The organism is Chryseobacterium tructae (assembly GCF_030409875.1).
Classification (GTDB): Bacteria; Bacteroidota; Bacteroidia; order Flavobacteriales; family Weeksellaceae; genus Chryseobacterium; species Chryseobacterium tructae.
In genome coordinates this window covers 2373594-2398741 of record NZ_JAUFQR010000001.1, presented here as the reverse complement: position 1 = coordinate 2398741, position 25148 = coordinate 2373594, and the positions used below count along the sequence as shown (strand labels likewise).

Here is a 25148-nt window from a genome sequence, read left to right as displayed (position 1 = left end):
AAAACATGACCAACACTCAAGCCTTTAGTCTTCAATTTTCAACTATTTCATCGCTACTCTTGTATATTAAAAATATAATTTTTACTTTTGCACCTCGAAATAATTAACAAATTCATTTAACATTATGAACAATTACGAAACTGTTTTCATTTTAACTCCCGTTCTATCTGAGTCACAGGTAGAGGAAGCAGTGAACAAGTATGTAGATCTTATCAAAGAAAAGAACTGCGAAATCGTTGCTAAAGAAAACTGGGGATTAAAAAAATTAGCTTACCCAATCCAATTGAAAAAGAACGGATTCTACACTTTAATTGAATTTAAAGGAGAAGGTTCTGTAGTAGCTGACTTAGAATTAGCATTCAAACGTGACGAGAGAGTTATCCGTTACCTTACTACAAAACTTGACAAACACGCTGTTGAGTACGCTGTAACAAGAAGAGCTAAAGTAAAATCAGCTAAAGCTTAATTAATTAACCCTATTTTTTAAAAAAGACAAGACATGGCAATAGATGAAATGGCTAAACAAGCCTCAGCTGGAGGAGAATCAGAAGTAAAATTCCTTACTCCGCTTGATATCAATACAAAATCTGAAAAGAAATATTGTAGATTCAAAAAATACGGAATTAAGCACGTTGATTACAAAGATGCTGATTTCTTATTACAGTTTGTAAACGAGCAAGGTAAAATCTTACCAAGAAGATACACTGGAACTTCTTTAAAATACCAAAGAAAAGTTTCTGCTGCTATCAAAAGAGCAAGACACCTTTCTTTACTACCTTACGTAGCTGACTTATTGAAATAAGACAAAAAATAAATAAAAGAAGAGAGCAATCTCTTCTTTTGTTGCTGAATAAATAATTAATTCTAACTTGATTTTAGATTATTCTAAAATCTTAAAAAAGGACAACAACAATGGATATCATCCTAAAACAAGACGTAGAAAACTTAGGACTTGAGTTTGATACAGTAAGCGTAAAGCCAGGTTATGCTAGAAACTTCTTACTTCCTCAAGGAATTGCACTTTTAGCAACTCCTAAAAACAAAGCAGCTCTTGAAGCAACTTTGGAAGCTAGAAAAGAAGAAGAAGCTAAATTAATCGCTGCTGCTAACGCTGTAGTAGATCAATTGAAGAAAACTTCTATTACTATTCCTGCAAAAGTAGGTTCTGGTGATAAATTATTCGGATCTATCAACAATGCAGATCTTTCTGCTGCTCTTGCTAAAGCTGGAGTTTCTGTAGAGAAGAAATACATCAAAATTCCAGGGAACACTATTAAGAGAACTGGTAGAGTAACTGCAAACATCAGACTACACAGAAACGTTGAGTACAATTTCGAATTCGATATCGTATCTGACGCTCCAGTTGTAGCTGCACCTGCTGCAAAGAAAGAAGAAGCTAAATCTGAAGAAGCTTAATAAGCAACTGAGATTTTCTCTCCATACAAGACCACTTCAATTTTTTGAAGTGGTTTTTTCTATTATTATACTAGTTATTACAACCGTATGAACTACCCCGTCTTTTTGCTCTGCAAAAAGCCACCCCCTTCAGAGAAGGGGAATATAGCACTATCTAACGAATTTCAGTAATAAGATACTGTGACTGTGCACTTCTATATATGGAGAAATGATCATCTACATACCTCATATTCTACCCACCCACACACACCACAACTCTCCCACTCTAAGACTCTCAAAACTCTCAAAACTCTCAAACTCTTAAAGCAGCTTCAAACTACCTATCTCCCCTCAATTTCTGCTGATATTCCGTAGGAGCAACTCCAATTACTTTTTTGAAAATATTACTAAAGGAGGACAAGCTATTGTAGCCTACCATCATCGCTATTTCGTACATATTGTATTTTCCTTCCAGCATTAATTCCAAAGAACGGGTAATCCTTAAAGCGCGCAGAAAACGGACGTAATTCATCCCTAAAGTCTCCTTAAACTTTCTTGACAGGGTTCTTGTACCCATTCCAAATTCTTTGGCCGTAGACTCAATGGTAAGAGGTTTATCGAGATTCTCATGGATGTATCTGGCTATTTTTAATAAAGTTTCATCTTTTGGAAAGGGATGCTGAACGGGAAAAGGGAGTTTCTTATCTCTTTTTTCCGGTAAAATGCCTTTTAAAGCTTTAAGAAAAAAATATTTAGAACCATCATTTTTTGTGATTTTCCCATCCCAGTCTTTCGTATATAAAATCATCTCACGAAGCAATTCATTGACTGAATAAATATTAATTTCATCAAAAAAGCCATTTTCATTTTCTTCTTTTTTAAAATAAAAATTATATAAATTCACTTTTGGACTGGTAGAAAAAAGATAATGAGGCGTTCCGGCAGGAATCCACATAAAATATCTTGCCGGAAGATACCAGTGCTTAAGATCTGTAAAAACATGTACAATACCACCCTCTGCATAGACCAGTTGCGCAGAACTATGATAATGGATCTCTGTTGTGATGTTTCCGGTAAGCACATGATACACGTAAAATTCTGCATCTTCATCCTCGACGGCTTTAAAATGACTGTCATTCATGAAATAAAGATAGGAAGAATTTTTAAAATGGCGCAAATGAGCAAATCTTTTTCTTGTTTCACAAATCATGTCGGATGCTAGTCGCCGTACCTTTGCCATATCAAAATCATTTTAGCAAAAATCCTTTAATTAATTTATGAATATGATATTTAACGCATGCCGATATCAGTGCATCGCGTTGTGCTTAGTATTGAGCAGCTTTTTACCCGCACAGATGATAGATTACCAACACCTTGGCTTACAACAGGCTATAGAAATTGGTTTAAAAAACAACAAAAATATCCAGATAAGCCATTTAAAACAGGAAATGTCCGTCACCAAGGAAAAAGACCTAAAAATGGAAAAGCTTCCGGATATTGAATTTCATACCAGCTACAATCAGGTGACCAATCTTTTTCAATATCAGGATGGCGTATTTAATAAACCTACAAAATATGATGCTATCAATGGAATGTATGATTTTACTTTATCAGCTTCTATTCCCGTTTATATGGGCGGAAAAATTAAAAACACTGAAAAAAAAGCAGCGATTGATACTGAAATTTCAGCCTTGAAAACGCATCTTGATGAAAGACAGCTTACCATGGAAATTATCACCGCTTTTTTACAAATCCATCATTTAAAGGAACAACAAAACCTGATTAACGATAAGATGAAAGAAGATTCTGTCAATATTAAACAGGTAAAAGCCTTGAAAGCAAATGGAGTGGTAACCGTAAATGAGGTTTTAAGAACGTCTTTACAGCTTTCTAACCACAAGATGAGCTGGACAGAGCTGGATAATGATATCCAAATTGCCGAACATAAGCTGAAAACAATACTTTCTCTTCCTGAACCTCAGGAAATGCATGTGGACACGGAAGACTTAATCTCTGATAAAGCCGCCATTCCTTATATTGAAGAGTTAACAGAAACGGCTCTCAACAAGAACGAGTCTGTAGGAATCACCCACAAAAACCTTTCATTAAAGGAATTAGATCAAAAGCTCACCAAGGCCAATTATTTACCCAAAGTAACGGCTGGTGGGGAATATTTCCTGAAGTATCCGAATATGATGTTCTTTCCGCCTGAACCTTATGCTTATCGTTTAGGAATGATCGGGCTGAACCTTACCTATCCTATCGAAAATCTGTACAAAAACAAATATAAGATGCAGGAAGCCAGGGAAAATATTGATCTCGCGAAGCTTCAAATTGAAGAAAATGAAGAAAAGGTAAGACACAATGTATATGAGGCTTATAAAAAGTTTGAAGAAACCGATCAGAAAGTAAAAATTGCAGAAGAAGCTATTGACCAAGCGAAAGAAAATTACCGTATTGTAAGAACAAAATACGCGAACAAGCTAAGTCTTATCACAGAACTCATTGATGCTGACAATACTTATCTGGAAGCAGAATCCAATCTTATTTCCGTAAAAATTAACAGACAACTCAAATATTATCAACTCCAATATACGATTGGGAACTTATAAAAACTATGGCACAGAAACAACTGACACAAAAGGAAAAAAGAATCAACAAAACTATTGCATTCCTAGCCTGGATCCTTATTATCAGCGGAGTCGTGGGAATGGTAAGTTTCTATCTTTTCTCTCGAAAAAATGTTACCACCAATGATGCACAGATCGAACAATATATCACTCCGGTTTCCAGTAAGGTTTCGGGATTCATCAAGGCTATAAAGTTTAATGAAAATCAGTTTGTTCACAAAGGAGATACTCTTATCGTTATTGACAATAGAGAATTCGTCAATCAGGTACATATGGCTGAAGCCAACCTTAATACCACTACTGAAAATATTACAACCATTCAAAGTAGTGTCAATACAAAGGAAAGTGATACGAAAATCATTGATGCTAAAATTGCTTCCGCCAGAATTGATATCTGGAGAACGGAACAGGATTTTAAAAGATACAAAAACCTTCTGTCTGAAGATGCCGCTACAGAGCAGGAATTTGAAAATGTAAAAGCATCTTACGAACAATCGAAAGCGAATCTTTTAGCATTGGAGCAGCAGAAAAATGCGGTGAGAGCTGGGGCAAACGAACAACAAACAAAAGTAGCTCCTGCTAAAAGTCAGATTCAACAGAGTTCTGCCAGTCTGAATAATGCCAAGCTATTCCTTTCGTATACGGTCATTACTGCTCCATATGACGGATGGGTAGGCAAAAAGACGATTCAGGAAGGCCAACTGATCAAAGAAGGCCAGGCATTGGTACAGATGGTAAGCAAAGAAAAATGGATTATTGCCAATTATAAAGAAACTCAGCTGGGTCAGATTGATCAGAATCAGGAAGTCATTATTACTGCAGACGCTTATCCTAACGTTGAGTTCAAAGGAAAAATCCTTTCTGTTTCACCCGCATCTGGATCTCAGTTTTCTCTGGTAAAACCAGATAACGCAACAGGAAACTTTGTCAAGATTGAACAAAGGTTTCCTGTGAAAATTATCCTTGATCACAACAAAGACAACGAAAAACTCCTTTCCGGAATGAATGTTCTGGTGAGTGCGAAGAAGATTTAGGTTTGAGAGTATTAGAGTATTAGAGTATTAGAGTGCAAAAATATTGGGCTTTAGTTGTATTTTCAAATTAATCCATTTTCAAATCTTCAAATTAAAATTATTTTTTTGCGAAAAGGCAAGACCGCAATATACAGATCTGCTCAATTTTTTCTTTAAGCATATTTGTCATTTACCTTTACACCTCTTTGCCCTTTTGTCTTTTCGCTTTTTATTATAACAAATAGCTAAAAAGCGAATTCATAGACTTTATCAGCTTTTTCAAACAACTATGCAACACAATACAGTTTATCATAAATGGTTACCACAATGGCTGAAATTGCCTCTTCTTATTCTGGCATTATTTCCACACATTATGTTGTTGTCCTTGCTGCATTCCAATAGTGCCTTTACCTCTTCATTTATGGACGTAGATTCGGATGACATTCAATATCTGATGATGTTGATGTATGGAACGTTTGTAGTCACACTTTTTGTTTTACAGCGATTTATGTCTTATTTCAGTGTAAAGTATTATGTTCTGCTGATGTCTTCAGTTTCAGTAATTCTTCTTTATATCTTATCCGTCACCAATGATTATCATGTGATTCTCGTGATCCGTATTTTAGAAGGATTCTTTGGATTGTTGGAAGGTGCTATTTTTCTGCCCCTAATTATTGCTGAATTAAAAACAAGACATGCTAAAGTGATTGCCTATCTTTTTATGTATGCCCTAATGCTGACAGGCGGAACAGTGACAACGACTTTACTTAAATCAAGCATTCAGGATTATGATTACCAGCATATGATTTTAATGATGGCCTATTTTCATCTTTTCGTTTTGATTCTGGGCTTTCTTATTTTTAATAAAAATCGTTTTTTCCCAAAGAAACCTTTGTATCAAATGGATATTCCAAGTTGGTTTTTGCTTTGGGTCTGTCTTCAGTCCGGAGCTTATGCTATTGTCTATGGAAAAAGGCTGATGTGGTTTGAATCTGATTCTATTAGTATTTGCTTATTTATATTTTTAATTTCAGGAGGCTTATTTATGCTGAAACAAAGGAATTCAAAACGACCTTTATTTCATTTTGAAGTGTTCAGTTCGAAAAATGTGATTGTGGGTATGATCCTGTTCTTCATCTTTTACCTCATTCGTTCGGGGTTAAATAATGTATACAGTATTATGGCAACGGTATGGAAGTGGCCATGGGATTATATCGTCAACATTCAGTATTGGAATGTAGCCGGAACACTTATCGGTGTTCTTTTATCAGGAATTTGCTTAGTTCGTGGCGTTTCTTCCAGAATTGTCTTTTTTACAGGCTTTCTCTTACTGGCAATAGACTGCGCATGGTTTACCTATACCTTTTATCCGGATACTACCCTTACGACCATCTGCCCGCCTCTCTTCCTTCAGGGAATTGCCCAGGGTCTATTATTTACTCCTTTGGTATTTTTTCTGATCTCAGGAATGCCGGAAGAATATGTGGCCAATGCCAGTGCAATGGGAACTACTACCCGCTTTTGGGCTACAGCCAGTGGATATGCTTTAATGCAAAACGTAATGTTATTTTTAACATTAAAACATTCGGATGCCTTAAGCTTCAATCTTACAGATACCAATCCTGTTTTCTATAGCCAATGGAACCAGATTTTCGGAGCCAATGCATCAAAACTTCCGATTAATGAATCTCTATCCATGACTGCCGGAGCTTTAAAGCAAAGATAGCCGCTCAATCCGTCCTGCTTTCCAATATGGAAATATTTACAGGTTTGTTCTGGCTGGCCTTCATTACTGCCCTTCTCTTACTTCTCTATCATCCGGTGAAAATAGCGGTGAGGAATATTATGTGATGAATCAAGAAAGGGAGCAGGAGGCTGGAAGATGGAAGTTATTGAAGACTTAAATACCTCTGTTAGTTAGGAAATTAATTTCCTTATTCTTAACGCAATGTTCGCAAAGACTTGCAATAAAACACTTTATAAACGTTCGCAAGGGCGTTTCACTTAGCAAGGATTATAGCTTACAATCCTTGCTGAACGAAGTGCCTTTGCGAACGGAAAATAAGCAGAATTAAAATCATCTTAGCGATCATAGCGTTTTAAAATATATAATTTAGATTAATAAAATCTTTAAACAACAGCTCTTAAACGTCAAAAATAACTTCCCACTTACTGCTCCCATCTTCCATCTTCCCCAACTTTGGCCAGTTTATTGTTGCTTGTTTTCTGTTACAGTATCACATCATTACTTACGTTTAACAGAAAAAACTTCGTATGGAAATTGAAAAAATTTTGCAGAGTCAGAGAGACTTTTTCAAAACACAGCAAACCAAAAGTCTGGCCTTCAGAAAAATGTATCTTGAAAAGCTCAAAAGTCTTATCATTTCCAATGAAAACATGTTATACGAAGCGATTTACAAGGATTTTGGCAAATCAAAATTCGACACGTTTACTACAGAGATTTCCTTTATCCTAAATGATATCGACTATTATCAAAAAAGTTTAAAATCTCTTACCCGACCCAGAAAAGTAAGCACCAATCTGGCAAATCAGCTTGGAAAAAGTAGGATCCATTCCGAACCTCTTGGAAATATTCTTGTTATCGGAGCATGGAACTATCCTTATCAATTGTCGTTATCACCTATCATTGCAGCCATTGCGGCAGGGAACTGCTGTATTCTAAAGCCTAGCGAAATTGCCGAAAATACGATGAAAGCAATGGCTAAAATCATTAATGAAAATTTTCCCGCCGAATATCTGTATGTATATGAAGGGGGCATTGATGAAACCACAATCCTTTTGAAACTTAAGTTTGATAAAATATTCTTTACAGGAAGCACTAACGTTGGAAAAATAGTATACAAAGCTGCTGCTGAACACTTAACGCCAGTAGTGCTTGAACTGGGTGGAAAATCTCCAGCTATCGTTACTAAAAACGCTAATCTGGAAGTGGCAGCGAAAAGAATTGTCTGGGGAAAATTCCTGAATTCCGGGCAAACCTGTGTAGCTCCTGATTATGTATTAGTAGAAGAATCTATTCAGGAGCAGTTTCTGGAAATGCTAAGAAAATATAGTAAAGAATTAAATACAGAACAGATTCAGAACAGTATACCAAGATCATTAATCAAAGAAATTTTCAACGATTGATTAAACTTATTGATCAGGATAAAGTATATTCCGGAGGGACTTTTGATGAGGAGAAACGGTATATAGAACCTACTATTTTTCACAATATAGATTGGGATGCTCAGATTATGCAGGAAGAAATATTTGGGCCTCTCCTACCTGTTATCAGCTTTAAAAATTATAATATTGCCCTGAATGCCATATTGGAATTAGAAAAACCACTGGCTGCTTATCTTTTTACCAATAATACTGAGGAAAAAGAAAGCTTTATCCAAAAGCTATCTTTCGGAGGCGGATGTATCAATGATGTTGTGATGCATTTGAGTAATGACAACCTTCCGTTCGGCGGTGTTGGAAATTCAGGAATCGGGAATTATCATGGTAAATTCGGTTTTGAGGCGTTCTCTCATCAAAAAGCAATTCTTGAAAAAGCAACCTGGGGTGAACCGAATATTAAATATCCACCCTATTCTGAAAAGAAATTAAGCTGGATTAAAAGATTTTTATAATAAAAAAGGTTGCTTCTATGAGAAACAACCTTTTCATTTTTTATGCCTTAGGCTTCCAGGTATTGAAGAACTCCTTTACCTTGTCCTTACTGTATCCTTTTCCATCTTCGAATACATCACTTTGCTGAACTTTAATCATTTTCCCGTTTTTATCTAAAACAATAAATACCGGATATCCGAACTTTTCGCCAGGATTATTGTATTGAGCAAAAACTTTTTCATTTTTATTATCCGGAGAAAAATTCAGGTGATAATATAAATAGTTTTTATCTACAAGCTGCTTCAATTCAGGTGTTTGTTGTACAAAATTATTGAATCTAAGACACCAGATACACCAGTTTCCACCAGCCTGGATCATAATATTTTTTCCTTCTTTTTTAGCCTGAGCGACTAATTTATTAATATCTGCCTGAGCATCAGCCTTTGGATTATAGGGCTTAGGAAGTTTTGCCTTTTCTTCAGCGGCTTTCTTCTTTGCATCCAATTCTGTATGATCAGTCTTTACCAAAAGTGTATTATCTCGTAATCTTTCCTCTTTCGGTATATTGGTATTCTGTGAAAAGCCTAATACGCCTAATCCCAGAAAAGCTATCATTGCTAATTTTTTCATAACATAAAAGTAAAAAAATAATACTTATCTCCCTACAAAAATAGAACCATAATTTTATTATCACTAAATTTGCCTGTTTTATGAGCTTCTTAATTAAAATATTATATTTCATCTCAAAACTTCCGCTTAGAATATTATATATTTTCTCGGACGTTATGTTCTTCCTTAATTATTATCTGGTAGGCTACAGAAAAAAGGTAATTACCCAAAACCTTATCAACTCCTTTCCTGATAAATCTGAAGAAGAGATCAGAAAAATCCGAAAAAAATTCTATCGCAATTTCTCCGATTATTTGGTAGAAACTATAAAGTCATTCAGTATCTCTGAGACAGAATCGAGAGTAAGAATGCAGCATATTAATCAGGACGTGTTCCATGAAGTGCAAAAGGAAGGTAAAAATATCATCCTTCTCGCCGGCCATGTTTTTAACTGGGAATGGATCAATGCTTTGGCAAGAATTGTTCCTCAAGCCCACTGTCACCCTGTATATCGAAAGGTGAATAGTAATTTTTGGGAAAACCAGATGAAAAAAGTCCGTAATAAATTCGGAAATGAAGCATTGGAAGCCAACGAAGTCATTCTTAATATCTTCAGAAGTAAAAATGATGGAGACTCTATCTACATGTTTGTAGCAGATCAGACTCCTCACTTTTCCAATGTTACCTATGGACTAGAGTTTATGAACCAAAAAACCCCGGCATTCATAGGCTACGATAAACTGGCTACACGTATGGATCTTGCTTTTATTTATTGTGAAATGAAAAAAGTAAAGCGTGGTTATTATCAGGTCAATTATTATAGAATCTATCCGGATCAGGAAAAATTCTCTGAACATGAAGTGGTAAGAAAATTCCACAAAATGCTTGAAAATACGTTACACAAACATCCGGACAATTATCTTTGGTCCCACAGAAAGTGGAAGTATCAGGATTCTATCAAGTTTTTTGATTCTGAAAAAAATTAGTTTTACATGCAAAACAAATTGGCTATTGCCATCTTAAATTGGAATGGGAAAAACTGGCTGGAAAAATTTCTTCCGAGTGTAGTTCAATTTTCTCAAAATGCTGATATTTATGTTATTGACAATCTATCTACAGATGATTCTATAGCATATCTGAATACTCATTTCCCTACCGTAAAAATTATTAAAAACGATAAAAACTACGGATTTGCAGGGGGTTATAATGAAGGATTAAAGACCATAACAAATGAATATTACTGTCTTCTTAATTCTGATGTAGAAGTGACAGAAAAATGGATTGAGCCTGTATTGAATCTATTTGATAAAGATTCTACAATATCGGCCATTCAACCTAAGGTTTTGTCATATGATAACAAAAACTTCTTTGAATTTGCCGGAGCCGGAGGTGGCTTGATTGATAATCTGGGCTATCCTTATTGCAGAGGAAGGGTTTTTGATGACCTTGAAGAAGACCAAGGACAATATGATGATGAAACAGAAATATTCTGGGCTTCAGGATGTTGTTTTTTCATTCGTTCTAAAGATTTTTGGGAACAAAAAGGCTTTGATGAGCGATTTTTCGCGCACCAGGAAGAAATTGATCTTTGCTGGAGACTTATTAATGCTGGAAAAAATATTTTTTATACAGGAAAATCCAAAGTATATCATGTAGGGGGTGGAACATTGAATAAACAAAGTGCTCAAAAAACCTATTTAAATATCAGAAACAATCTGTCTATGATGCTTAAAAACCTTCCGTTTCCTAAATTAATCGGACTCATTTTTTTCAGGCTTTGTCTGGATGGAGTTGCAGGAATCTATTTTGGATTAAAACATGGCTTTTCTCATCTTTGGGCAGTAGTAAGGGCTCATTTTGGCTTCTATGCACAGCTTCCCGGAACCTGGAAGCTCCGTCAGAAATACCAGAAAGATAAGTTCTATCAATCCGAATGGTTGATTTTTAAACATTTTCTGGGTGGAAATAAGAAATAATAAAGGGTAGATTATCTTAGCTTTAGATTTTTTTAGGACAGAAAATGGTATAGCTTCACCAATATCAAACTTTAAATTTTAAATATCAAATTATCTGAATGGACTTCTGTGCAATAGATTTTGAAACGGCAACTCACGAAAAAAACTCAGCATGTGAGATGGGAATCTGTGTGGTACAAGACTCCAAAATTGTAGAAACCAAAACCTGGTTGATTAAACCTCCCAGCTTTCCTTATTTCAACAAATTCAATATTGCAGTGCATGGAATACAACCGGAAGATGTACAGGATGCTCCTACTTTTGATGAGATCTGGTATGAAGCTGAAGAATTGATGTATGGAAGCTTAATGATTGCTCACAACGCCAGTTTTGATGCTTCGGTTTTAAGAGGTTGCTTTGAACATTATGGAATGTTTACTCCCAAACTGAATTACCTCTGCAGCATACAGCTGGCCAAAAAATCATGGAATTACCTCCCAAAATATGGTCTGAAACCTTTAGCAGAATACCATCAGATCCAGTTTAATCACCACAGAGCCGGCGCAGATGCTGAAGTTTGTGCAAAACTATCCTTGTTAGCATTTGAGAAGCTATTTATCACAAGAAATGAGGAAATAAATGAATCAATATTAAAAAAATATATCAAAAAACTGTAACTTTAAAATTAAAAACCATGAAAAAACTTTTACTTTCTCTTACCGCAATTGTCGGAACTTTTGTACATGCACAAACAGAACTTTACAACACAGAATGGTCTTTGAAGAAAATAGTAAAGAATAATATTACTTACAATGTTCCGTCAAACAGCGAAATAGGATCTCCTAGTTTAACTTTTACACCTATTGTTCCTCCAGGTCAAACTACAAATATGAGGAATGATATTTGTGGAACTTATATATGGGCTACAATATTTAATGCTGAGATGACAGCCAATAGCTTTAATGTGTGGGCTATGGGGATTGCCAATGCACATACCTGTACACTTCCTGAAAATATAGCTTTTTTTAATCAACATCGTGATTATTTAACCATGTCACCTAATAATTTCAACTATCAAATTAACAATTCTAATGGGGTAAAAAACCTTATCATAACCAATAGTGCTGGAGATCAAGCTTTTTATCAATTTGGAACATTGGGAACAAAAGATATCAACTCGCAATTATCTTCTAAAGCAATATCACTTTACCCTAATCCAGTAAAAGAGGGTTCTGTTCATCTTAAAAATGCAGAAAGAATTGAATGGATAAAAGTCTATAACACAGAAGGAAAATTAATTCTTCAGGATTATTCTACCGATGCTAAGATTAATGTCTCTAACCTGCTAAAAGGGGGCTACTTTATGGAAGTAAAATCTCAAAGTGGTATTAGCAGACATCAATTCATTAAAGAGTAATTTTAATTGCTTAAAACTTCAGAGAGCAGGTTGAATTTTGGGATATCAATCTCAAAAGTCTCCTGCGTCTCCAGGTTTTTAACCAGGTATTTTCCACTCATATTCCCTACTCCGGAACGGAGCATTACATTGGAGAAATAAGCGAAATTTTCGCCGGTTCCTATCTCTGGAGTCAGGCCGATAATTCCGTCACCTATAATTTCTGTGAATCCGAATCCTACATCAAAGATGAGCCATTTTCTTTTCAGTACTTTTATAGGAAAGCTTCCGTCATTTTCTATGGTGATATTGTACTTGAAAACATAACGGTTTTCGGAAGGATAACTGTTTTTACTATCATATTCAGGTATTACTGAAACTTTGATATTGGAAGTCATTTTTGAAAACATCATTGTAGTATTTTCTTAATAGATACAAAAATCTCGCCTTTTTTAAGGCGAGATTATATATTTGCGTTATAATTTTATTAAAAACTATAATCCAAGGCCTTTTCTTTCATCACCTCCCATTAATACTTGAACAGGATTGTCGATACCTTCTTTTACCGCTACAAGGAATCCTACAGATTCTTTTCCATCGATAATTCTGTGGTCATAAGACATCGCAACATACATCATTGGTCTGATTACAACTTGCCCGTCTACAGCCACTGGTCTTTGGATAATGTTGTGCATCCCTAAGATAGCAGATTGTGGTGGGTTGATGATTGGTGTAGATAACATAGATCCGAAAGTACCACCGTTTGTAATGGTGAAAGTACCACCAGTCATTTCGTCAACTGTAATTTTACCGTCTCTTACTTTTGTAGCAAGATCTTTGATATTTGCTTCAACAGCACTGAAAGACATGTTTTCTGCATTTCTCAATACAGGAACCATTAATCCTTTAGGTCCTGAAACAGCAATTGAAATATCGCAGAAGTCATAGTTTATTTTGAAGTCTCCGTCGATAGATGCATTTACATCAGGATACATTTCTAATGCTCTTGTAACCGCTTTTGTAAAGAAAGACATGAAACCAAGTCCAACTCCGTGTTTTTGAGCAAATTCTTCTTTATATAGTTTTCTTAATCTGAAGATTTCAGACATGTCAACTTCGTTGAAAGTTGTTAACATCGCTGTTTCATTCTTCACAGAAACTAATCTCTGAGCGATTTTTCTTCTTAAAACTGAAAGTTTAGTTGTAGTCGTAGATCTAGAACCTGTAGCTGTAAGAGGGCTTCCTCCTAGTGCAGGAACTGCTGCTAATTCAGCATCAGTCTTAGTGATTCTTCCGTCTCTTCCTGTTCCTGAAACCTGACCCGCTTCCATCCCTTTTTCGTCAAGGATCTTCTTAGCAGCTGGAGATGGAGCTCCCGTAGCATAAGTTTGTGGAGCAGCAACCGGAGCCGCTGGTTTTGGAGCTTCTTGTTTAGCAGGCTCAGCAGCTTTTGGAGCTTCTTCCTGTTTTGGAGCTTCAGCAGCAGGTGCAGCACCTTCTGGTCTTGCAGCATCCATATCAATTAAACAAACTACCTGACCTACTTGTACTACATCACCTTCTTCTGCTTTTAAAGTGATAATACCACTTTGTTCTGCTGGCAATTCAAGAGTTGCTTTGTCTGAGTCTACTTCTGCGATAGGCTGATCTTTTTCTACATAATCCCCATCTTTTACAAGCCAAGTTGCAATTTCAACTTCTGTGATTGATTCGCCCGGTGAAGGAACTTTCATTTCTAAAACTGACATATCGAGTATTTTTTATTTTTTAATTGGATATTATTTAAATTAAGCTGTAACGGGTCTTTTTGCAGGAGCATCATCTCTATCGAATACTCTGTTGATTACTGCATTTTGGTTTTTCTCAAACATTTTGTGGCTACCCGGAGCCGGAGCACCGCTTGGTACCGGAGACACTACCTGGATTCCTGTATCTCTGAAGTTTCTTAGGATATAAGACCAAGCTCCCATGTTTTCAGGTTCTTCCTGAGCCCACACTAGTTGTTTTCTGTTTCATATTTGTTGAAGATCGCTTCAATAGCATCTGCCTGAAGTGGATATAACTGTTCGAATCTTACCAATGCAATATTTTCACAGTTTAATTCTTCTTTCTTCGCTAATAATTCGAAGTACAGTTTACCTGAACAAAGAACTAATTTTTCTACTTTTTTAGGATCTGCAGTTGGATCATCTAAGATCGGCTGGAATGAACCTGTTGCAAAATCTTCAAGCGGAGAAACTACTTTAGGGTGTCTCAATAAAGATTTAGGGCTCATTACAATTAATGGCTTTCTGAATGCCCATTTCAACTGTCTTCTCAATAAGTGGAAGTAGTTGGCAGGTGAAGTAATATTAGCCACTACCATATTTTCATTAGCACAAAGTGTTAAGAATCTCTCCAATCTTGCTGAAGAGTGTTCTGCACCCTGACCTTCTGAACCGTGAGGCAATAACATTACCAATCCGTCCTGGATTTTCCATTTTTCTTCTGCAGCAGCTAGGTACTGGTCAACGATGATCTGAGCACCGTTCACGAAGTCCCCGAATTGAGCTTCCCAGATCGTTAATGTATTGGGAGAAGCCATTGCATATCCATAGTCGAAACCTAAAACACCGTATTCTGAAAGGTGAGAGTTGAATACATCAAATCTGCTTTCTGAAACTTGTCTTAATGGGATATATTCTTCTTCTGTATCTTCTGTTTTCACAACAGCATGTCTGTGAGAGAATGTACCTCTTTCTACATCTTCCCCAGAGATTCTTACATTATGACCTTCTACAAGTAGTGTTGCATAGGCTAACCACTCTCCCAGTGCCCAGTCTAATGAATTTCCTTCAATAGCCTTGATTCTGTTTTCGAAAAGTCTTGTAATCTTGTTAAGGAATTTTTTATCAGCAGGAAGTGTTGACATTGTAAGCGCCAACTCTTTCAATTTAACTAAGTCATATTTTGTATCAACCGGTAATTGAACAGCTCCTCTCTTTCCAATTGGATAATCTACCCAATCTTCAGACATGAACAGATCCATTACGTTTTTCTCGATCTCTTTGGAAGCATCAAAATCTTTATCAAGAAGCGCTTTGAAGTCAACTTCCATTTTTTTGATGATATCGTTAGAAATAACGCTGTCGTTGATTAATTTATCTTTATAGATTTCTCTTGGGTTCTGATGCTTAGAGATCGCTTTGTAAAGGTTAGGCTGAGTAAATCTTGGCTCATCCCCTTCGTTATGACCATATTTTCTGTATCCTAATAGATCGATGTATACATCTTTTCCGAATTTAGCTCTGAAATCAGCAGCAAAATGGATCGCGTGAACTACCGCTTCAGCATCATCAGCATTTACGTGCATTACAGGAGATTCTGTAACTTTTGCGATATCTGTACAATAGGTTGAAGATCTTGCATCATGGAAGTTTGTGGTGAAAGATACCTGGTTGTTTACAACGATATGAACAGTACCTCCTGTTCTGTATCCTTCCAGCGTCATCATCTGAGCTACTTCATAAGCAATACCCTGTCCTGCGATAGCACCATCACCGTGGATGATGATTGGCAATACTTTAGAATAGTCTTTATACTTATCGTCTACTTTTGCACGGCAGATTCCTTCTACTAGAGCTGCTACGGTTTCAAGGTGAGACGGGTTCGGAGTCAGGTTGATACACACTTCTTCTCCTGAAGCAGTTTTGATCTTTTTAGATGATCCTAAGTGATATTTAACGTCACCTGAGAATACATCTTCTTCAAATTCTTTTCCTTCAAATTCAGAGAAGATCTGCTTGTAAGATTTTCCGAAGATGTTTGATAATACGTTAATCTTCCTCTGTGAGCCATACCCAATACTACTTCATCTACTCCTAATTGAGAAGATCTTGAGATCAATTGATCTAAAGCCGGGATTAAAGTCTCGCCACCTTCCAGTGAGAATCTTTTTTGACCTACAAATTTTGTATGAAGATAATTTTCAAAGGCTACAGCCTGATTTAATTTTAATAAAATTTCTGTTTTTTCATTCGCAGAAAGGCTTGGGTGGTTTTCATTCACCTGAAGCCATTTTTTAATGAAATCTTTTTCTTCAACGTTGTTGATGTATGTATATTCTACTCCGATAGAATCACAGTAGATATTTTCAAGGTGCTTGATCAAATCTGCTAAAGTAGCAGGCTCTTTCATCCCTGTTTCAACGGCACAGTTGAATTTTGTATTTAAATCTGCTGTAGATAGACCGAAGTTCTCGATATCTAAAGTAGGTGTATAGTGTCTTCTTTCTCTAACTGGGTTCGTTTTTGTAAACAAGTGCCCTCTTGTTCTGTAAGCCTCAATAAGGTTTACTACTTTAAATTCTTTCTTGATGTGTTCAGGAACTTCTCCGCTTGTTACTGCCTGAGAAATTTGTTGTACTGCAGGAGCAGCGTTGGCCGGAGCCTGAATAAATTGAATGTTATCGTCATCTCCGTAGTTCTCCAAAGCAAAATCGAAGCCTTGAAAGAAAGCTTTCCATGATGGTTCTAAAGAGTCCGGGAATTTTAAGTACTGTTGGTATAAATCCTCAATTAACTGAGAATGAGCTGCGTTTAGGAATGAAAATCTGTCCATTATTACAGTTTATCTATTTATTAAAATTTATTTGTAGAATTAATCTTCAAATTTAATAAAAAAAACCGAGTTAGAACAGTCTGAAACCGTTAAAAAAACTTAAGAAAAAAATAATTAAAAAAAAATTACTTATACACTGATAATGAGAGCTTAATGTTTACGTCTTGACCTTCCATCGGACGCTCAATAAAGGTCTGGCGGATATCTCCGAAGCGCATCTCATCTTTTTTGGCTTTCAGAATAAGCTGCTGAATCGCCTTAATTCGGCCTTCATAGCTCCCTTTGTAGTACATTACGTAGTTTTGTGATGGGTTTACAGTCCTAAAATTAAAGTTATTGTCAGAGACTCCGATTTTCTTAGAAAGTGGAATTCCCAGGAAGTAAGAAACCTCTTTGTCTTTATAGTTATCCGCATCAGTCATCAAAACCGGATATCCAAATTCATCATCCCTTTTACCAAGGTCCATCGTTACGAAATTATACACCTTGTTATAATTCATCACAATATTCTTATAGAGGGCATCCTTTTTATTGGCTGTACTTACATTGATTCCTAGTAATAGCTTATCCTCTTCATTTTCTACCATCAGACTGTCATACTTGATTGCCGCCATCTGATTGTCTTTTTCAACTTTATTTCCAAGAGAATTTTTAAGATTCACCATACTTTTGTTGATATTTTCAGCAAAACGGTCTTCCGTCCAGAAGTTTTCTACCCTTCTCCAGACAGAAAGTTTCGGAGTATGTACATACCATTTAATTTTTGTTTTTTCTGCGGAAATTGGCTTGAATTTCACGTCAACTAATGTCGGATTTTCATTTTCATCCTCAAAAAGCTGATACTTTAAGGTCTTATTGGTATTTTCATATCGAATGAACATTTCACCATCGGTATCGTTCTTTTTGTCTACATAACTGATGGCACTTCCCTGTCCTTCATAAGGCGTATAATAGTCTATATCCATGGCCTGTGAACTGGTAAAAAAATTATTCCACCTTGTAAAGTTCTGAAGATTATTGAACTGAGCAAAAACCTTATCTACCGGATAATCAACTTCTTTCTCAACGGTAAAATTCTTACTTTCATCTACAAAATAATACATGGAAGCAGCATATGCCCCTCCCAAAAGAATAATAATTACCGTTAAATATTTAAAAATACGCATCGCACAAAAGTAATACAAATAAAAAAAGTGACCAATATGCTGATCACTCTAATTATATGTTTAACAATAATTAACCTGATTAAAGAGAAGAAGTCAATGAAAGAAGTTACAAGTTGCTATCTACCATAAGTTTTTATTTCTTATCCCGAATAGTATACCTCTTCATTCTCAACGATAAACCAGGATATCTTTTATTATTCTCTTCCCAAAAAAGTTTTTTTCTTCAGATGTGAAGTTATTTTTGTTTTTATTTTTATAATAATTGACCTCTGTTACTGATATAGGGTCTTGCCAATGTATAACAAGAGTAACAGCACCAAATTCATAGCCTTTTGACAAATCATAAAAGCCTAAGTCAGAAGAGGTTCTTATATTTTTATTATTAAAAGGCCCATTATGCCATATCGCTTTGGGCTGAATCTTTGTCATATCATTAAGTAATCCTGAAAAAGGTTTTCCTATATATTGAGCTTTGTTGACTTCAAACTGCTTTAAGTATTTTAAGGTGTCCTGTTGAGAATATCCAAAACTGAATAATAAGAAACTTATCATTAAAAATATTTTTTTCATAGCTCACACCATTAAAGTAGTTTAATAAAAAAACATCATCTATATACCATAATATCCTTTATGATTTTACTTCCGTAAAAGCCTTTTTCTTCCTGAGTGAAAAAAAAATGATTTTTTTCCCCGTAATAATTAAACAGATTCATAGGAATGGTATCTTTCCAAGTAATAGTTAATGTTACGGCATTATGAAAACTAAATTCTTTATTTGCAAATTTAAAATGATTACCAATAATAAAGGTTTTAAATCTCATATTCAATTCTGGCCAGACTGTTTTAGGTTGTATCTGCGTCATATCATTAAGCAAAACCGAAAAAGGCTTTCCTATATATTGAGCTTTATTCGCTTCAAACTGTTTGAGATAACTCAAGGTATCTAGTTGAGAATATCCAAAATTGAACAGTAAGAAATTTATGATTATAAATATTTTTTTCATAGAACTAATATTATAAAGTTGTTTATTTTTTTAGATTACAATCATCTGTTTTTTTATAAATATTTACAGAGATCGTTCCCCCTGACACAACAGGTATATTCATTTTATTTTCCTGTACAAATATTGAGTTAAAATTACCTCCAGCCTCTTGCTTGCTTAGGGAGATTCCCATATCATACTTACCCATTACCATTGCTGTAGAGTATTCAAAAGCTAGATCTTCATCAATGCCAGAATCTTTAAACTGTTGGAATGCTGCATTAAAATCATTATAAATGGATGATCCTTTTTTCCAATCTCCTGTAGTAGTATCATAAGAATCAGCAGGTAGATTACTCAAAAAAGTCCTAAATCTTTCGGGATTGGTAATAGTCATTGCATACCCTGCAGTCTCAGAAAATACATAAAAATATTGGAAAGCAGAATTAGCCTTATTCGCATCATGCAAAGCATAGAAGTCGGCTGGCGAAAAACAGTTAAATAAACTAGTGGTATGAGTATGTGCTCCTCCTTCAATGGTCATATCATTAGCAGTAGCCATTACCCCTACAGATTGCCCGTCTATTCCAGTTTTTATTGTAGTGGTTTGATAATTACCATAAGTATCTTTTCCAAAAGAGAAAGACTTTTCATTTGCATCAGTGGAAATATTTGATGTAATTTGTTCTTTTTTATTCTTTATCTCAGTTTTATCAAGTAAATCCTTAACCTTTGTATTATTTGTTTTTATTTTTTCACAAGGATTATCCCCTGGATCCAAATAATCTGGAAACTTATGCTTAGAGCCATCTCCAGACATTGCATTTCCACCGCCACCAAAATGCATGTTACCAGGTTCTTTCCATTGTGCATCTTTCCACCAGTCTCGCCCAGGAAATAAATAACCAAAACCGCCGCCACCGCCAGAGAAAACATTGAATTTAATAATGGTGATTTCCTCTATATCATTAACTCGGATATATTGCTCCTTCGCAAATTTCCCCATTGGCGTAGGATTTTTAGGATAAAGATTATCTACTGCATCCTGAAGAATACTTAACACTCTCAAAGTTACAGGATCATTATTCTGTATTACGGTAAATTGGACATAGTCTCTGTTGGGTGAAACGATACCATGTATAAACGCTGTTACCTGATCTCCTTGAAGGATAGGAAAAGCAATAGCTTTAGAGTTATTCCCATAAGTATAGGTTGATACATTATAAAACGGGGTACCAAAATCCTGATAGAAATCTTTTCTCAAATCTGTATTATTGCGAAAAAATGCTTCTATAGTTTCTCTAAAAGGCATTTTATAACTTACTTGAGACAATGGAATATTTACAGTAGAAGTACTATAAGTAGCATTCTTTTGGTTAGCCTGACCCATTTCCTGTTTATTCTGTGCTCTAAATTCAGGATCAGACAAATTTTTTTCCTCAAATTTCAAAAACATTTCAATAGGAACCCTGAATTGGATTTGTTCTTCTTTGGGAAGTATTTCATCTTCTGTTCTACAGGAATGCAAGGAAAATGTTAGCAATGCAAGCAGCGCTAACTGAAGAATATTTTTTCTCGTCATAAATATTTTTTTGAGTTGCTAATATATTAAAATTTACAATATCACAGAATAGTGATTTTCAATTTAAATAACTAGTCTGATGGTCTACCAAGATTTTTTTTTTTTCTAAATCTTATATTTTCTCAAAGTGTTTCAGCAATATCGCTGCACACCTTCGCTTACCTCATTAGAATACTTCTAATTGTTTAAAAATAAAAAAAGTGACCAATATGCTGATCACTCTAATTATATGTTTAACAATAATTAACCTGATTAAAGAGTAGAAGTCAATGAAAGAAACTACAAGTTGCTATCTATCATGAGTTTTTATTTCTTATCCTGAATAGTATACCTCTTCATTCTCAACGATAAACCAAGATATCCTTCACTATCTTATTTCCATACAATACGCGTTCTTCTTCCGTGAAATAAAAACCATTTTTCTGCTCACAATATTTTATATCACTTCTTGGAATTTCTTCCTGCCAGGTTATATAAAGCTTAATTACATTATTAAAACTTTTTTCTTTATCACAAAAATTGAATTCAGATTCTCTGATGACACTTTTCTTATTAGTAATAAGAACTGGCCAGACTGTTTTGGGTTGTATCTGTATCATGTCATTAAGCAGCACCGCAAAAGGTTTTCCTATATATTGAGCTTTATTTGCTTCAAATTGCTTTAAATATTTTAAGGTATCCAATTGTGCATTGACGATGCAAGAAAATATTATTGCAACAGTTATGAGGATAGATTTTATTGGTTTCACTTATGTTGATCACTCTAATTATGCGTTTAATTAACCTGATTAAAGCAGGAATAAGGAAGCTGGAAGCTACTGTTAGTCCAATGATGAGCAACAATTCTTTGATTGAATTATTTTTTATCCCCTTTCAATAAAGAAAAGGTATATTCATTATCCTGACTTTAATAACTACCAGCCTCCAACTTCCCTCTTCCTTACTTCTCATCCTATATGCGTTCCCGGTGCCAGCACAGCCCCCTTCTTCACGACTACAATACCATCCTGTACTGAATAAGTGTCATAGTCACCGTCCGGAAGGTGTTTTCCACCGATAATTTTCACATTATCTCCGATATAACAGTTTTTATCAAGAATTGCCTTTTCAATATAGCAGTATTTTCCAATTCCCATATTCGGGCGGCCAGCTCTGTCGTTCAGAACAATTTCTGTGGTATTCTGATAGAAATCCGCACCCATGACGTAAGAATTAACAATGGTACTTCCTTTATCTATTCTGGTTCTGTTTCCAATCACTGAATTTTCAATTTTATCTGCCATGATGATACATCCATCGCCAAAAACAGCCTTACTTACATAAGAGCCGTTGATCTTTGATGGTGGAAGCATCCTCGCTCTTGTATAGATCGGAGAGGAAGAAAACAGGTTGAATTGTGGAAGATCAAGACAAAGATCCAAATTGGCTTCGTAAAATGATTCTATCGTTCCAATATCCGTCCAATACCCTTCATATTGATAACTTAATGTCTTATATTTTCCAATAGAATTTGGAATAATATCTTTTCCAAAATCATCACCCGCTCCTTCATCAAACATTTTCTTAAGGATGGTCTTGGTGAATATATAGATTCCCATGGAAGCCAGATATTCCTTACCTCTGTGTTTATTTTCTTCTGAAACTTCAGATGTAAGACCTTCCAACATATCATAATTCGGCTTTTCATAGAAAGACGTGATATTTCCGTCATCATCAGATTTTAAGATCCCAAAACCTGTAGCATCCTTAGCATTTACGGGAATGGTTGCAATGGTAAGATCGCCTCCGTTTTCGATATGAAAATCCAGCATTTCTCTGAAATCCATTTGATAAAGCTGATCTCCGGAAAGGATTAAGATATATTCGTAATCATATTTTTCAAGATGTTTCATAGACTGACGCACAGCATCTGCAGTTCCCTGATACCAGCTGTCGTTTTCTACGTTCTGTTCTGCTGCCAGAATATCTACAAACCCCTGACTAAAGATATCGAAGTGATAAGAGTTTTTGATATGTGAGTTCAGGGAAGCTGAGTTAAACTGAGTCAATACCAGAATTTTATTCAGTCCTGAGTTTAGGCAATTTGAGATCGGAATATCCACCAGCCTGTATTTTCCAGCAATAGGGACTGCCGGTTTTGATCTGGAATACGTTAACGGGAATAATCTTGTTCCTCTGCCACCGCCCAATACAATAGAGATTACATTTCGGTTCATAAATATATTGCGTTTTTTATTTTATTAAGTTTACTGTTCTGTCTTTGGTATTCACCTGCACTGTACAGCAGATTATTTTTTTATAATTTTTATCAAAATCGTATACCGTCACGTCGTATACTTCAGAATTAGTGAGTTGTTTAACCTCTTTAATGACTCCATCAATTTCTATGTTACAACTTTTAAGCTTTTCGCGAAATGGCTTATTGACAATCAAAATATCCATGATATCTGCCTGCTTCATTATGAAAGCTTCAATATCCTTTTCATATCTTACTTTCCAGTCTTTCCCATACCTCTTTTCCAACGCAGCATATGTTTTCTTATTTTCTGCTGCTACACTATCTGTCAGTTCCTGGGTTACTTCACAACCTGCAACATCTATATTTTTTATTTTCCATTTTTCTGAAATTCCTTCTACCAATCTCTGCCTTTCCATATCAGGCATTCCATAGCCTAGTATTGTATAGTATTCATCTTTAGACTGATTCTGTTCTTCCTTTGCCAGCATATTATGACTTCCCTTCTCACAAGAAGCAGTTATAATCACTAATATTCCCAAAAGAAGATTCTTCATCATATCAGTTTTTATATAAAGCTATATATTTTTCGGCAGATTTCTCCCATGCAAAATCAAATTTCATATTAGCATGAATAAGCTCCTCCATCATTCCTTTTTGGTTGTAAACTCCAAGTGCCCTGTTCATCGCATGTACAATATCATCTACACCGGGATACGTAAAGTTCAACCCTGCTCCGCCTGTTGAAATATCTTCTACTGTATCTTTCAATCCGCCTGTATATCTTACTACAGGAACTGTTCCGTATCTCATAGAATACATTTGATTCAGTCCACATGGTTCTACTCTTGATGGCATCAATAGAAAGTCTGCCGAGGCATAGATCTTATGAGAAAGATGTTCTTTATAGCCGAGATCCACAGCAAAATTGGTGTAGGTATAATCGTATTCTTTAAGTTTATTCTCAATATAGGTATTTCCCGAGCCCAAGATCATAATATTTAAAGCTCCGTAGCTTTGTTTGATACTTCGCCATACTACATCCGGTAACAAATCAGCTCCTTTTTCTGTAGCAAACCTGCCAATGAATGCAAATAAAGGCAATTCCGGCTTTAGACCATATTCTTTACAGAGTTTCTCTTTATTCTTTTTCTTTTGAGCGACTGCATTTTTATTATTAAAATTAAAATCCAGCATCGGATCAGTCTCAGGGTTCCAGACTTCGGTATCAATTCCGTTGATAATTCCATAGGCTTTTCCAAATTCCTGACGAACGAGACTTTCTAATCCTCGGAAGCTGATGAAAAGTTCTTCCAGATACCCTTCGGAAACGGTAGTAAAAGCATGGGAACATTTCAGCATACTTGCCAATGGATTCATAAAACCGTTCCAATCCATTAGTCCCCATTTGTAGGCATCAAAAGAAGGCATATAATTCGCCATATTCCAACTCATCATTCCCTGATACTCCCCATTATGAATGGTTCCTATAGTTTTTACACCTTGCAGAAAGCTAAATTCAGGGCAATGTTCTACCATAAAAGGAATCAATCCGGTGTGATAATCATGACAATGAAGCACATCTGGTCTAATTTCCATAGCACACATCCAATGCAGAACACTTTGCTGAAAAGCCAGAAACTGAAAACTTTCATCCTGATAACCATAAGGATTATCTCTATCCAGTAGCCCCGGGATTTTCACCATGTACAGCTCAAATCCTAGAACATTTGTTTTCTCTTTCATCACCTGAACCTGAAGCATGTTTGACCCCTGATGAATAAACCCATCAAAAACCACCTCAAATTCATGTTCATAGAAAAAGGGTTTGTTGTACCATGGCATTACGACCTTGGCATCTATTCCTTTTATTTTATTCTGATATTTCGGAAGCGCCCCAACAACATCTGCCAAGCCACCTACTTTTGCTACAGGGTAACATTCTGTACTTAAATGATAGATTACCATT

23 protein-coding genes and 2 pseudogenes are annotated in these 25148 nt (G+C 35.5%); 12 read left to right on the top strand and 13 right to left on the bottom strand.

Annotated features, from left to right (window positions below):
* The first annotated feature begins 124 nt into the window (after positions 1–124).
* The 3 genes from rpsF (at position 125) to rplI (ending at position 1416) form a co-directional block, all read left to right on the top strand.
* Positions 125–466, top strand: a complete 342-nt coding sequence (gene rpsF / locus QWZ06_RS11840) for a 30S ribosomal protein S6 (RefSeq protein ID WP_045497373.1) — start codon at positions 125–127, stop codon at positions 464–466.
* Between the two features lie 33 nt (positions 467–499).
* Positions 500–802, top strand: coding sequence for a 30S ribosomal protein S18 (gene rpsR, locus QWZ06_RS11835; protein ID WP_034706728.1), 303 nt, complete (start codon positions 500–502; stop codon positions 800–802).
* A 110-nt stretch (positions 803–912) separates the two neighbouring features.
* Entirely contained in the window at positions 913–1416 is a 504-nt protein-coding gene (gene rplI / locus QWZ06_RS11830) for a 50S ribosomal protein L9 (protein ID WP_290298270.1), read from the top strand.
* Positions 1417–1732: 316 nt separating this feature from the next.
* On the opposite strand, the gene QWZ06_RS11825 is transcribed toward rplI, so the two are convergent.
* Positions 1733–2635 (bottom strand): helix-turn-helix domain-containing protein, encoded by a 903-nt coding sequence (locus tag QWZ06_RS11825; RefSeq protein WP_290298268.1) that lies wholly within the window; start codon positions 2633–2635, stop codon positions 1733–1735.
* A gap of 57 nt (positions 2636–2692) precedes the next feature.
* Here QWZ06_RS11825 and QWZ06_RS28295 point away from each other — a divergent pair, with 57 nt between their 5' ends.
* The 5 genes and pseudogenes from QWZ06_RS28295 (at position 2693) to QWZ06_RS11805 (ending at position 8673) form a co-directional block, all read left to right on the top strand.
* Positions 2693–2896 carry a hypothetical protein gene (locus tag QWZ06_RS28295; RefSeq protein WP_494337505.1) on the top strand — a complete coding sequence of 68 codons (204 nt, stop codon included), beginning with the start codon at positions 2693–2695 and terminating at the stop codon, positions 2894–2896.
* Positions 2874–4007: a TolC family protein gene (locus tag QWZ06_RS11820; protein WP_494337504.1), complete on the top strand. Its 1134-nt coding sequence runs from the start codon at positions 2874–2876 to the stop codon at positions 4005–4007. Before QWZ06_RS28295 ends, QWZ06_RS11820 begins: the two co-directional genes overlap by 23 nt.
* A gap of 5 nt (positions 4008–4012) precedes the next feature.
* On the top strand, positions 4013–5059 hold the full coding sequence (locus QWZ06_RS11815) for an HlyD family secretion protein (protein ID WP_290298266.1): 1047 nt from the start codon (positions 4013–4015) through the stop codon (positions 5057–5059).
* Positions 5060–5327: 268 nt separating this feature from the next.
* The gene (locus tag QWZ06_RS11810; protein ID WP_290298264.1) at positions 5328–6764 is read left to right on the top strand and encodes an MFS transporter; all 1437 of its coding nucleotides are present in this window, start codon (positions 5328–5330) and stop codon (positions 6762–6764) included.
* A 548-nt stretch (positions 6765–7312) separates the two neighbouring features.
* A pseudogene (locus tag QWZ06_RS11805) lies at positions 7313–8673 on the top strand (aldehyde dehydrogenase).
* Positions 8674–8713: 40 nt separating this feature from the next.
* Here the strand turns inward: QWZ06_RS11805 and QWZ06_RS11800 are convergent.
* A complete protein-coding gene (locus QWZ06_RS11800; RefSeq protein WP_290298261.1) occupies positions 8714–9283 on the bottom strand; it encodes a thioredoxin family protein in 570 nt (189 codons plus the stop codon).
* An 80-nt stretch (positions 9284–9363) separates the two neighbouring features.
* Here QWZ06_RS11800 and QWZ06_RS11795 point away from each other — a divergent pair, with 80 nt between their 5' ends.
* The 4 genes from QWZ06_RS11795 to QWZ06_RS11780 all read left to right on the top strand — a co-directional run bounded on the left by QWZ06_RS11795 (position 9364) and on the right by QWZ06_RS11780 (position 12634).
* The gene (locus QWZ06_RS11795) at positions 9364–10248 is read left to right on the top strand and encodes a lysophospholipid acyltransferase family protein (RefSeq protein WP_290298259.1); all 885 of its coding nucleotides are present in this window, start codon (positions 9364–9366) and stop codon (positions 10246–10248) included.
* A gap of 6 nt (positions 10249–10254) precedes the next feature.
* Entirely contained in the window at positions 10255–11238 is a 984-nt protein-coding gene (locus QWZ06_RS11790) for a glycosyltransferase family 2 protein (protein WP_290298258.1), read from the top strand.
* 98 nt (positions 11239–11336) lie between these two features.
* Complete coding sequence (locus QWZ06_RS11785; protein WP_290298257.1) at positions 11337–11894, top strand: 3'-5' exonuclease; 558 nt, start codon at positions 11337–11339, stop codon at positions 11892–11894.
* Positions 11895–11911: 17 nt separating this feature from the next.
* Positions 11912–12634, top strand: coding sequence for a T9SS type A sorting domain-containing protein (locus tag QWZ06_RS11780; RefSeq protein WP_290298254.1), 723 nt, complete (start codon positions 11912–11914; stop codon positions 12632–12634).
* A gap of 2 nt (positions 12635–12636) precedes the next feature.
* On the opposite strand, the gene apaG is transcribed toward QWZ06_RS11780, so the two are convergent.
* The 11 genes and pseudogenes from apaG to QWZ06_RS11725 all read right to left on the bottom strand — a co-directional run bounded on the left by apaG (position 12637) and on the right by QWZ06_RS11725 (position 25147).
* Positions 12637–13026 (bottom strand): Co2+/Mg2+ efflux facilitator ApaG/CorD, encoded by a 390-nt coding sequence (gene apaG, locus QWZ06_RS11775; protein ID WP_123856099.1) that lies wholly within the window; start codon positions 13024–13026, stop codon positions 12637–12639.
* Positions 13027–13107: 81 nt separating this feature from the next.
* On the bottom strand, positions 13108–14361 hold the full coding sequence (gene odhB / locus QWZ06_RS11770; RefSeq protein WP_290298252.1) for a 2-oxoglutarate dehydrogenase complex dihydrolipoyllysine-residue succinyltransferase: 1254 nt from the start codon (positions 14359–14361) through the stop codon (positions 13108–13110).
* A 39-nt stretch (positions 14362–14400) separates the two neighbouring features.
* A pseudogene (locus tag QWZ06_RS11765) lies at positions 14401–17212 on the bottom strand (2-oxoglutarate dehydrogenase E1 component).
* A gap of 125 nt (positions 17213–17337) precedes the next feature.
* The gene (locus QWZ06_RS11760; RefSeq protein ID WP_290298251.1) at positions 17338–18378 is read right to left on the bottom strand and encodes an SRPBCC domain-containing protein; all 1041 of its coding nucleotides are present in this window, start codon (positions 18376–18378) and stop codon (positions 17338–17340) included.
* A gap of 168 nt (positions 18379–18546) precedes the next feature.
* Positions 18547–18930: a hypothetical protein gene (locus QWZ06_RS11755; protein ID WP_290298250.1), complete on the bottom strand. Its 384-nt coding sequence runs from the start codon at positions 18928–18930 to the stop codon at positions 18547–18549.
* 53 nt (positions 18931–18983) lie between these two features.
* A complete protein-coding gene (locus QWZ06_RS11750) occupies positions 18984–19382 on the bottom strand; it encodes a hypothetical protein (protein ID WP_290298248.1) in 399 nt (132 codons plus the stop codon).
* 22 nt (positions 19383–19404) lie between these two features.
* Entirely contained in the window at positions 19405–20943 is a 1539-nt protein-coding gene (locus tag QWZ06_RS11745; protein WP_290298246.1) for a hypothetical protein, read from the bottom strand.
* A 341-nt stretch (positions 20944–21284) separates the two neighbouring features.
* A complete protein-coding gene (locus QWZ06_RS11740; RefSeq protein WP_290298245.1) occupies positions 21285–21692 on the bottom strand; it encodes a hypothetical protein in 408 nt (135 codons plus the stop codon).
* A 198-nt stretch (positions 21693–21890) separates the two neighbouring features.
* The gene (locus QWZ06_RS11735; RefSeq protein ID WP_290298243.1) at positions 21891–23159 is read right to left on the bottom strand and encodes a glucose-1-phosphate adenylyltransferase; all 1269 of its coding nucleotides are present in this window, start codon (positions 23157–23159) and stop codon (positions 21891–21893) included.
* 16 nt (positions 23160–23175) lie between these two features.
* The gene (locus tag QWZ06_RS11730) at positions 23176–23739 is read right to left on the bottom strand and encodes an FEKKY domain-containing protein (RefSeq protein ID WP_290298242.1); all 564 of its coding nucleotides are present in this window, start codon (positions 23737–23739) and stop codon (positions 23176–23178) included.
* A 1-nt stretch (position 23740) separates the two neighbouring features.
* Positions 23741–25147 carry a glycogen synthase gene (locus QWZ06_RS11725; RefSeq protein ID WP_290298241.1) on the bottom strand — a complete coding sequence of 469 codons (1407 nt, stop codon included), beginning with the start codon at positions 25145–25147 and terminating at the stop codon, positions 23741–23743.
* Position 25148: the final 1 nt, after the last annotated feature.